Genomic DNA, 9,758 nt, shown 5'->3' on the forward strand with positions numbered 1-9,758 from the left:
TGAGCGACAGCAGCACGTCACCCGGCTGGATGCCGGCCTTGGCGGCCGGGCCCGCCGATTGCTCGATCAACAGGCCCTGCGTGCCCGAGGCTTCCTGCTCCTGCGGCGAGAGCGGGCGCAATGCCAGGCCGAGCTGACCCTTCTGCACCTCGCGGCTGTCGCCGGCGGTCTGCGTCCGGTCCTTCGGCACGCCGCCCAGCGTCGCCACGACTTCCTTGGGGGCGCCGTTGCGCCACAGGTCCATCGTGATCTTCTCGCCCGGCGTGGCCAACGTGATCAGCGACGCCAGATCGCCGGACGACACGATGGTGCGGCCGTTGATCTTGCGCACCACGTCGCCGGGCTGCAGGCCGGCCTTCTCGGCCGCGCTGCCTTTCTCGACGCTGGAGACCAGCGCGCCGGACGGCGTATCGAGCTTGAACGAGTTGGCCAGGTCCTGGTTGACCTCCTGCACCGTCACGCCCAGGCGCGCATGCTGCACCTTGCCGTGTTCCAGGATCTGGTCCTTGATCTTGTACGCCACGTCGATCGGGATCGAGAACGACAGGCCCTGGAAGCCGCCGGTGCGGCTGTAGATCTGCGAGTTGATGCCGACCACTTCGCCGCGGTCATTGAACAGCGGACCGCCGGAATTGCCGGGGTTCACCGCCACGTCGGTCTGGATGAACGGCACCGACGTGTCGTCCGGCAGCGAGCGGCCCTTGGCGCTGACGATGCCGGCGGTGGCGGTGTTCTCCAGGCCGTAGGGCGAACCGATGGCCAGCACCCATTCGCCCACCTGCAGCTGGTTGACGTCGCCGACCTTCACCACCGGCAGGTTCTTGGCGTCGATCTTGATGACGGCCACGTCGGTCTGCGGATCGGCGCCCAGCACCTTGGCGCGGAATTCGCGGCGGTCGGTCAGCTTGACGGTCACTTCCTTGGCGCCTTGCACCACGTGGGCGTTGGTCAGGATGACGCCGTCGCTGCTGACGATGAAGCCCGAGCCCTCGCCGCGGATCGGCACTTCGCGAGAAGGCATGCCGCCGCGCGCGCCGGGGATCTGGCCGAAGAACTGGGCGAAGGGATCGTCGTCGTCATCGGACACCTTGCGCGTGCCGCTGATGCTGATGTTGACCACGGCGGGGCCGTAGTCATGGGTGATCTGCACGAAATTGGGAGCGCCCATGGGGGCGCCCGGCGTAGGGGCGCCCGGCGTAGGGGAGGCTGCGGCCACGGCCACGGCGGACGGCGCGCTGGCCGCCATCGAAATGCCGCCGAACGCGGCGGTCGCGCCAGCGCCGCCAATCGCGCCGGCGGCCAGCAGCGCCAGCACCAGGCGCGAGGGGTTCATCTTCGAGGTCTTCATGTCGGCTCCTGCGTCATGTGTGGGGACATGGCGCTATCTTCGGGCCTGACACTTAGGTGAATCTTAAGTCGGCGCCTGCTCGGGCGGAAACGCCACCTGGGCGCGCAGGCCGGGGCCGTCGGGCACGTCCTCGAGCGTGATGGCCGCGTTGTGGCGCTGGGCGATGGCGCGGGCGATCGCCAGGCCCAGGCCGCTGCCGGGCTGGGTGTTGCCGTCCAGCCGGTAGAAGCGGTCGAACACGCGGGCGCGCTCGGCCGGCGGGATGCCCGGGCCGTTGTCGTCGATCAGCAGCCGGGCGCCTTCCGGGGGCGTGTCGAGCCGGATCGCGATATGGCCGCCGGCGGGGGTGTACTTGATGGCGTTGTCGAGCAGGTTGCGCGCCAGCAGCACCAGATCGTCGCGATGTCCGCGCACCATGGCCTGCGGCGCGCCCCGCAGTTCGATGCCGATGTCCTTGGCGTTGGCCGCGGGCAGCGTCTCGGACAGCGCCAGGCGCACCACGTCGGCCAGGTCCACGGTTTCAGCGGGCGGCTGCTCGGCGTTGTTCTCGTGGCGCGCCATCGACAACAATTGCTCCACCAGCCGCGTGGCGCGTTCGATGCCCGCCGCCAGCCGTTGCTCGGCGACGCGGCGGCTGTCGTCGTCACTGGCGCGGCGCAGCGATTGCAGTTGCAGGTTCAACGCCGCCAGCGGCGAGCGCAGCTCGTGCGCGGCGTCGCCGACGAATTGCTTCTGCTGCGCGAACGCGCCGCGCATCCGTTCCAGCAGCAGGTTCAGTTCCTGCATCAGCGGCCGGATTTCATCGGGCAGGTCAGGCACGTTGATGGGCGACAGGTCCTCGGGGCGGCGGTCGGCCACCTGGGCCCGGGCGCGCTTGACGGGCCGCAGCGACCAGCTCACTACGCACCAGACGATCAGCATCAGCAGCGGCGCCGCCGCCGCGATCGGCGCGACCGTGCGCCAGGCCAGCGCGCCCGCCATGCGCTTGCGCACCTGCATGTCCTGCGCCACCTGGATCACCTGGAAGGGCGTGGCCAGCGAGTAGACGCGATAGGTGCTGCCTTCGACTTCGGCATCGGCGAAACCCAGGATGATCTGGTCGGGCAGGGGGCGGCGCGAGCGCGAGTTGAATACGCGCACGCCATCCGGCGTCCAGATCTGGATGATGAGGTCGTCGGCCATCGGCGTGGCCGAGCCCTTGGCATGGGCTGGTCCCATCCGCAGCAATCCGTCGCCGGTTCCAAGCGACAGCGCGGTGCGCTGCAGCAGCGAATCGAAGATGTCGTCGGCCTGCTGCAGGGTGCTGCGATAGGCGATGGCGCCCTGCACCAGCGCGCCGACCGCGATCGCGGCCAGCAGGAAGAACAGCAACCGGGCCCGCAGCGAATAGCTAAGCGGAATGCTCATGTTTTGGGAATGACATAGCCGACGCCTCTCACGTTCTGGATCAGGTCCTGACCCAGTTTCTTGCGCAGGCCATGAATATAAACCTCGACCGCGTTGCTGCTGACGCTGTCTTTCCAGCTGTACAGCTTTTCCTCGAGCTGGGCGCGCGAGAAGATCATGCCGGGGCGGGCGATCAGCGGCTCCAGCACCGCCCATTCGCGCGCGGTCAGCGGCACTGGCGTGCCGTCGACGGTGGCGGCGTGCGACTGCGGGTCGATGATGATGCCGTCGTGCTCGAACACCGGCTCGGCGCGGCCCGCGCTGCGGCGGATCAGGGCGCGCATGCGCGCCAGCAGTTCATCGACGTCGTAGGGCTTGACGATGTAGTCGTCGGCGCCCGCGTCCAGCCCCGCGATGCGGTCGCTGACGGCGTCGCGCGCGGTGGCGATCAGGACCGGCGTGCGGTCCTTGCGGCCGCGCAGCTCGCGCAGCAGCGTCAGGCCGTCGCGGCGCGGCAGTCCAAGGTCGAGCAGCACGAGGTCGTAGGGATCGGTGCGCAGGGCCAGTTCGGCCGTGTGGCCGTCCTTGACCCAGTCGACGGCGTAGTGTTCGGCGCGCAGGCAGTCCAGCACGCTTTCACCGATCATGGTGTCGTCTTCGACGAGAAGGATGCGCATGATAGTTGTCGCCGTGAGGTGTCCAGCGGATTGGACGTGCGCGGCGCGGCCGGAGTTCCCGCAAGGGGAGGGCGGCCTGGGGCGGCGGCGGGGCGGTTCAGGCGCGCCGGCCGGAAATGAAAAAAGCAGCCCGAAGGGCTGCTTTTTGAATTCTGGTGCCGGCAATAGGAGTCGAACCTACGACCTTCGCATTACGAATGCGCTGCTCTACCAACTGAGCTATGCCGGCAAGACCATTTGCTTCGTTTCCGGCAAGCCAGAATCTCAGGCAAAACATCTTTTTCTTTCCCGGTTCATGCCCTGTTTATGGGGCCTGATCTGGAAAGACCGAAATGATATCAGAGTTTTTTGGCGATGGGAAACTTGGGGTGCGTGTGGCGCGAAAAAAGATCCGATTTGCACACTTCGAATTTTTCCTTCATAATCTCGTTTCTTAGCAGTTCCCCGATAGCTCAGTCGGTAGAGCGACGGACTGTTAATCCGCAGGTCGCTGGTTCGAGCCCAGCTCGGGGAGCCAAAGAATTCAGGGCCACTCACGCAAGTGAGTGGCCCTTTTGGTTTTTGTCGCGTGGGTTTTTTTGTCGCGCGCGTTCGTGCGCGGCGTCTCTGTTGCCTGCCGTCCCGACGCGTGCGTCGCATGCGTTTGTCCGTGTGGCGACGTTGGGGCCAAGCCTGGCCGGCCGTCATTCTCTCCTCATTGTTGTCATCCGCGCCCGATCATTGCGGCCTTGCTTCCGGGGCCTGGGCGCGCGTAAGATTTGTTATGTAATAACATTTCTTTTTGGTGAGATATCATGCGGACGAATGACGAGGGTGTGGGGCCCGATTCGGGGTTGGCGCGGCCGGATGCGCGCCTGCCGGTGACGGTGCTGTCGGGCTTTCTCGGCGCGGGCAAGACCACCTTGCTCAATCATGTGCTGAACAACCGCGAGGGGCGGCGCGTGGCGGTCATCGTCAATGACATGTCGGACGTCAACATCGACGCCCGGCTGGTGCGCGAGGGCGGGGCGGCGTTGTCGCGGGCGGACGAAAAGCTGGTGGAAATGAGCAATGGCTGCATCTGCTGTACGTTGCGCGAGGACCTGTTGATCGAGATCCGCCGTCTGGCCGCCGAGGGCCGCTTCGATTACCTGCTGATCGAATCCACGGGTATCTCGGAACCGCTGCCCGTGGCCGAGACCTTCACCTTTCGCGACGAGGACGGGCTTAGCCTGTCCGACGTGGCAAGGCTGGACACCATGGTCACCGTGGTGGACGCCTTCAATTTCCTGCGCGACTACGCCAGCCAGGACCGCCTGGCCGCGCGCGGCGAGACGTTGGGCGAGGAGGACGAGCGCACCGTGGTCGACCTGCTGATCGAGCAGGTGGAGTTCTGTGATGTCATGGTGCTGAACAAGACCGACCTGATCGCGGCGGACGAGCTGGAGCGGCTGGAGGCGATCCTGCGCCAGCTCAATCCGCGCGCCGACATCGTGCACGGCGAGTTCGGCCGCGTGCCGCTGGCGCGCGTGCTGGATACGGGGCGTTTCGATTTCGAGGAGGCGGCGCAGGCGCCGGGCTGGCTCAAGGTGCTGCGCGGCGAGCACACGCCGGAAACCGAGGAGTACGGCATCGGCAGCTTCGTGTTCCGCGCGCGGCGGCCGTTCCATCCGCAGCGCCTGTGGGACTGCTTTCACGAGGAGTGGCCCGGCGTGGTGCGTTCCAAAGGCTACTTCTGGCTGGTGACGCGGCCCGCGTTCGCCGCCTCCTGGTCGCAGGCCGGCCCCGTCACGCGCCATGGCGCGGCCGGGTACTGGTGGGCCGCGCTGCCCCGCGAGCGCTGGCCGGACGATGTCGAGTCGCGCGCCCGCATCGTGGCCGACTGGGATCCCATCTATGGCGACCGCTGCCAGGAACTGGTGCTGATCGGCGTCGGCATGGACCAGGCGGCGCTGACGGCCCGGCTGCAGGCGTGCCTGATGACGCAGGAAGAAATGACCCGCCCGGCGATCGAATTGGCTACGATTCGGGATCCGTTCCCCATCTGGGGCGCGGCGCAATAGCGAGGACGGGGCGAGAGCCCGTGGGGTGATGGCGGCGGAAGGCGACAAGCGCATCGGCGTGACGGTGATTTCGGGGTTTCTGGGCAGCGGCAAGACGACGCTGCTCAATCGCCTGCTGCGCGAGCCGGCCTATGCCGACGCCGTGGTCATCGTCAACGAATACGGCGACATCGGCGTGGACCATCATCTGGTCCGCCTGGCGCAGGACAACATCGTGCTGATCGAGGGCGGCTGCCTGTGCTGCGTGGTCAGCGGCGCGGTGGCCGACACCCTGCGCGAGCTGTTCATGCTGGCGCTCAATCGCCGCATCAAGCCGTTTCGCCGGGTGCTGATCGAGACCAGCGGCCTGGCGGATCCGGCGCCGGTGCTCTTCACGCTCAAGCACGACCGCTTCCTGGCCGAGCGCTATGCCTACCAGGGCGCCATCGTGGTGGTCGACGTGCGCCACGGACCGCAGCAGATGGAGACGCAACCGGAAGCGCTGCGGCAACTGGCCCTGGCCGATACGGTCGTCCTCAGTAAATCCGACCTGGCGGACGCCGCACAATTGCGCGCGGTGGAGCAGGCCGTGGCCGCGGTCAATCCGGGCGCGCGGCGCTGCGTGCAGCGCACCGACGCGCCCTTGGTCGGCGCGTTGCTGGAGGGGCCCGACACGCAGGCGCGGCGCGACGGCACCGACCTGGCGGGCTGGCTGCGGGCGTTCGCCAAGCCGATGGCCGGACGCCATGCGCAGGTGGCGAGCTTTTCGCTGACGCTGGTCGCGCCGATCGGGCGCGCCGCCTTCCTGGCGGGCGTGTCGCGGGTGCAGGAGCGGTTCGGCCCGGCATTGTTGCGGATGAAGGGGTTGGTGTGCTTCGAGGGCGAAGCCTTGCCCTGCGAGGTTCATGGCGTGCACGGCGAGCTCTATCCGATCCGGACGTTGCCGCAATGGCCGGGCGACGACCGCTTGTCGCGGCTGGTCTATATCGTCAGAGGGGCCGACGTGGGCGCGGTGCGGGCCGAGGTGTGCGCGGCGCTGGGCCAGTTCCCCGCCTGACGGGCCGACCGCGGCGCCGCTCGCTGGCAAAGCCGGCACGCGCTTGCCGGATTGTCTTGAAACGGCTGGAAAGCTGTCATTTCATGTGCTGAAAATGCATGGAAATACGGTATAACCAGAAAGTCTGATGCAAGAATCGAGACAATCATGGACCGATTGAAAGCGATGCAGGTATTCGTGGAGGTCGCCGACAGAGGTAGTTTGTCGGCGGCGGCGGTTCATCTGGATATGTCGCGCGCGATGGTGTCGCGCTACCTGGCCGAAATGGAGCAATGGGTTGGCGTGCGCCTGTTGCATCGCACCACCCGCCGTCTCAGCCTGACGCCGGCCGGCGCCGAGACGCTGCCGCGCTGCCGGCAGATGCTCGACATGGTGGGCGACTTGCGCGGCGCGGTCTCCACGCCCGAGGATACGCCGCGCGGCCTGCTGCGCATGACCACCAGCATGTCGTTCGGGTCCCGGCACCTGGCGCGGGTCATCACCGACTACGTCAAGCTGCACCCGGGCACCTCGGTCGACCTGATGCTGGTCGACCGGACGGTCAATCTGGTCGAGGAGCGGGTCGATCTGGCCGTGCGCATCACCAATGACCTGGATCCGAACCTGATCGCGCGCAAGCTGGCGGTTTGCCGTTCCATCGTCTGCGCCTCGCCCGACTACCTGCAGCGCGAAGGCGAGCCGGCGCGGGTCGAGGATCTGTCACTGCGCAACTGCCTGACCCACTCCTATTTCGGCAAGAGTCTGTGGCGTTTCGAGCGCGAGGGCGTGCCGGTCGATGTGCCGGTCAGCGGCAACATCAGCGCCAACGAGGTGTCGGTGCTGCTGCAGGCGGCGCTGGAAGGCGCCGGCGTCGCCATGTTGCCAACTTACTACGCCGCCGAGTATGTGGCGCAGGGGCGTTTGAAGGTCATCCTGCCGCAGGCCAGGCCGCAGGAGCTCGGCATCTACGGCGTCTATGCGTCACGCCGGCAGATGCCCTTGATCTTGCGCTCGATGCTGGATTTCCTGGTGGAGCGGCTGGGGCCGGCGCCCTGGGATCAGTCCTAAGCTGTCCTCGGGGCGCCCTCGCTTGGAGGCGCCGGGTTGAGGGCGGGGTATATAACGGTATAATTTGGCTGCTGCCTCGACGGGCCAGGCGCTGTGCATCAGGGCCTGTGCCATCGTCCGCCAGCAAGTAGTCTTGGAAAATATCTAAGAATCGTGGTTCCGGCGTATTGGGGTCCAGGCTTGTCGGGCCTGTGCCCTGCAAGGCCGGGCGCCAGGAGCACCAGGGGAGAGGCGCACCGGATTTTCCGGATGGCGGCCGCAGGCGCAGGGTGCCATTGGCCGATGCCTGACGATTCAGGTCCTTGATCTCGAATACCGCAATATCGATTACCGCAATGTCGGTTGCCGCGGGAATAGCGCCAAATGGTGGCGCGTTCCGCAGGCTTGTTGGCGCATTTGCCAGCTTTCCAGATTTTGCTTGAACGAATCCGTCGCTGATGGATTTGTCCCCGCCATAGCCGGGGGCTGCGCGCAGCCCATCTTGAATGGCGTGAGTATCGCCGCGCGAGCCCGCGGCGGTTGGTGGTAAATACAGGATTCTCGTGAGAAATACGCAAACCAGCGCTGTCTGTAGCCGTCCCGCCCATGGTGTGGTCTGGGTGGCTGCGCGGGCCGCTGCCTGGCGTGGCGCCGTGGCGCGCATTTCCGGTTGGCAAAATGCCGCGTCGCTTCAGTCACTTCAGTCGGTTCAGTCGCTTCATTCAGCGCGCAAGCCGGCGTCGCGCGGGCTTGTCTTGGCCGATGACGTCCTGCGTGCGTTCAATGTGTGTGCTTTCAACACGCCGGCCGCAAATGAAAAAGGCCCGGCGCATTCGCCAGGCCTTGATCAATTTGGTTGCGGGGGCAGGATTTGAACCTACGACCTTCGGGTTATGAGCCCGACGAGCTGCCAGACTGCTCCACCCCGCGTCTGAGAAAAGAATAGTAGCCTTATTTTCAACCTAACGCAAGTTAGCCCTTTTTGAATTTGAATCTCGATGAACGATAGCGAGGCGATACTCGTGCTGGAAACCGCGCTGCTTTGCGCGGTGCAGCCGATGCAACTGTCCGAAATGCGCAAGCTGTTCGGGGATGATGAACAATTCGACAACAGCGCCTTGCGCACGTTGCTGGAAACGCTGCAGAACAACTGGGCCGATGGCGGCCTGGAGCTGGTGCAGCTGGCGACGGGGTGGCGGTTCCAGAGCCGCCCGCACATGCAGCGCTACCTGGAACGGCTCAATCCCGAGAAGCCGCCCAAGTATTCCCGCGCGGTGATGGAAACCCTGGCCATCGTGGCCTGGCGCCAGCCGGTGACGCGCGGCGACATCGAGGACATCCGCGGCGTGACCGTGTCGTCGAACATCGTGAAGGCGCTGGAGGATCGGGGCTGGATCGAAGTCATCGGCCACCGAGACGCGCCGGGCCGTCCTGCCTTGTTCGGCACCACGCGCCAGTTCCTCGATGACCTCGGCCTGCGTGCGCTGGATGAATTGCCCGCGCTGGAATCGACGCATGCCGCCGCCGCGCTGGCCGGCCTGGACCTGGGCGAAGTGCAGCAGCTGGCGGATGCCGCCGACGCCGAAGGCGTTGATGCCGCCAATACCGATGATGCCGCTGATTCCGTGGAGGGTGCGGATGCCGCTGCCGTCGCCGAGAATGGCGAAGGGCAGGGCGCCCTTGCCGAGGCCGGTGTGCAAGCCAGTATTCCAGGGGCGGAATTGTCTGTTTCGGACGACGGCGCCCCCATCGCGGCGGATGATGGCGTAGAATCCCCGCTTTCGCGCACAGAAGAAGACGCGATTCCCGCAGACGATTCCACCGTCCGGGGGCAAGCCGAAAGCTTGTCCGATGCGCCATCCGTGGGCATCGAGAATGCCGGGCGCTTCGATGAAGCCGAGGCGCCGGGAGTGGATGCCGCCCAAGAGGCGCATGGCGGGCTGTCCGAAAACCCCGCAGAGACTGGCAGTTCCGACGCACGCGCCGAATCCGGCGCCGCGGATGAGCTTGTCGAGCACGCGGAAAGCGCGAAACCGACCGAACCGATAGACGAGGCCGAACCCCTGGTGCCTGGCGCCGGGCCGTTTGAGCCTGATACCGGCTCCGCCATGGCGGAGCCTGCCGAGCCGGATTCCGCCCAGCCCGAGGCTGAGCGCGAACCGGAGTCCCCAGATGATGATGCGCCTGCCACTGGCAGGCCTCCCCAAGTTTGAAATTCGGAGCTGTCCCAGTGACAACGAATA

At 66.3% G+C, this 9,758-nt stretch carries 7 protein-coding genes and 3 tRNA genes; 5 read left to right on the forward strand and 5 right to left on the reverse strand.

The genetic code is table 11. The features are described from left to right. The 4 genes from AOZ49_RS00220 to AOZ49_RS00235 form a co-directional block, all read right to left on the reverse strand. The coding region (locus AOZ49_RS00220) for a Do family serine endopeptidase (RefSeq protein WP_054473896.1) at positions 1-1,348 on the reverse strand (1,348 nt) is incomplete at its 3' end. 63 nt (positions 1,349-1,411) lie between these two features. Continuing rightward, on the reverse strand, positions 1,412-2,755 hold the full coding sequence (locus AOZ49_RS00225) for an ATP-binding protein (RefSeq protein WP_054473897.1): 1,344 nt from the start codon (positions 2,753-2,755) through the stop codon (positions 1,412-1,414). Next, entirely contained in the window at positions 2,752-3,411 is a 660-nt protein-coding gene (locus AOZ49_RS00230) for a response regulator (protein ID WP_054473898.1), read from the reverse strand. Before AOZ49_RS00230 ends, AOZ49_RS00225 begins: the two co-directional genes overlap by 4 nt. A 153-nt stretch (positions 3,412-3,564) precedes the next feature. Further along, positions 3,565-3,640: transfer RNA gene (locus AOZ49_RS00235), tRNA-Thr, on the reverse strand. Positions 3,641-3,852: 212 nt separating this feature from the next. Between AOZ49_RS00235 and AOZ49_RS00240 the strand changes: the two genes are divergently transcribed. The 4 genes from AOZ49_RS00240 to AOZ49_RS00255 all read left to right on the forward strand — a co-directional run bounded on the left by AOZ49_RS00240 (position 3,853) and on the right by AOZ49_RS00255 (position 7,536). After that, positions 3,853-3,928, forward strand: a tRNA-Asn gene (locus tag AOZ49_RS00240). Between the two features lie 277 nt (positions 3,929-4,205). Then, positions 4,206-5,453, forward strand: coding sequence for a zinc metallochaperone GTPase ZigA (gene zigA / locus AOZ49_RS00245; RefSeq protein WP_054473899.1), 1,248 nt, complete (start codon positions 4,206-4,208; stop codon positions 5,451-5,453). Between the two features lie 28 nt (positions 5,454-5,481). Then, positions 5,482-6,489 (forward strand): CobW family GTP-binding protein, encoded by a 1,008-nt coding sequence (locus AOZ49_RS00250; protein WP_082380253.1) that lies wholly within the window; start codon positions 5,482-5,484, stop codon positions 6,487-6,489. Between the two features lie 147 nt (positions 6,490-6,636). Continuing rightward, a complete protein-coding gene (locus AOZ49_RS00255; RefSeq protein WP_156333224.1) occupies positions 6,637-7,536 on the forward strand; it encodes a LysR family transcriptional regulator in 900 nt (299 codons plus the stop codon). 832 nt (positions 7,537-8,368) lie between these two features. Here AOZ49_RS00255 and AOZ49_RS00260 read toward each other — a convergent pair. After that, positions 8,369-8,445 (reverse strand) — tRNA-Met (locus AOZ49_RS00260). Positions 8,446-8,513: 68 nt separating this feature from the next. Between AOZ49_RS00260 and scpB the strand changes: the two genes are divergently transcribed. Beyond that, positions 8,514-9,728 carry an SMC-Scp complex subunit ScpB gene (gene scpB, locus AOZ49_RS00265; RefSeq protein WP_054473900.1) on the forward strand — a complete coding sequence of 405 codons (1,215 nt, stop codon included), beginning with the start codon at positions 8,514-8,516 and terminating at the stop codon, positions 9,726-9,728. Positions 9,729-9,758: the final 30 nt, after the last annotated feature.

The sequence above is a fragment of the Achromobacter sp. 2789STDY5608615 genome, assembly GCF_001298995.1.
In the GTDB taxonomy this organism is placed as follows: domain Bacteria; phylum Pseudomonadota; class Gammaproteobacteria; order Burkholderiales; family Burkholderiaceae_B; genus Achromobacter; species Achromobacter insuavis.

Excerpts from the sequence above, each read along its gene's own strand:
- AOZ49_RS00225 (WP_054473897.1), bottom strand. The coding sequence starts at position 2,755 with ATGAGCATTCCGCTTAGCTATTCGCTGCGGGCCCGGTTGCTGTTCTTC.
- AOZ49_RS00230 (WP_054473898.1), bottom strand. The coding sequence starts at position 3,411 with ATGCGCATCCTTCTCGTCGAAGACGACACCATGATCGGTGAAAGCGTG.
- zigA (WP_054473899.1), top strand. The coding sequence starts at position 4,206 with ATGCGGACGAATGACGAGGGTGTGGGGCCCGATTCGGGGTTGGCGCGG.
- AOZ49_RS00250 (WP_082380253.1), top strand. The coding sequence starts at position 5,482 with ATGGCGGCGGAAGGCGACAAGCGCATCGGCGTGACGGTGATTTCGGGG.
- AOZ49_RS00255 (WP_156333224.1), top strand. The coding sequence starts at position 6,637 with ATGGACCGATTGAAAGCGATGCAGGTATTCGTGGAGGTCGCCGACAGA.
- scpB (WP_054473900.1), top strand. The coding sequence starts at position 8,514 with ATGAACGATAGCGAGGCGATACTCGTGCTGGAAACCGCGCTGCTTTGC.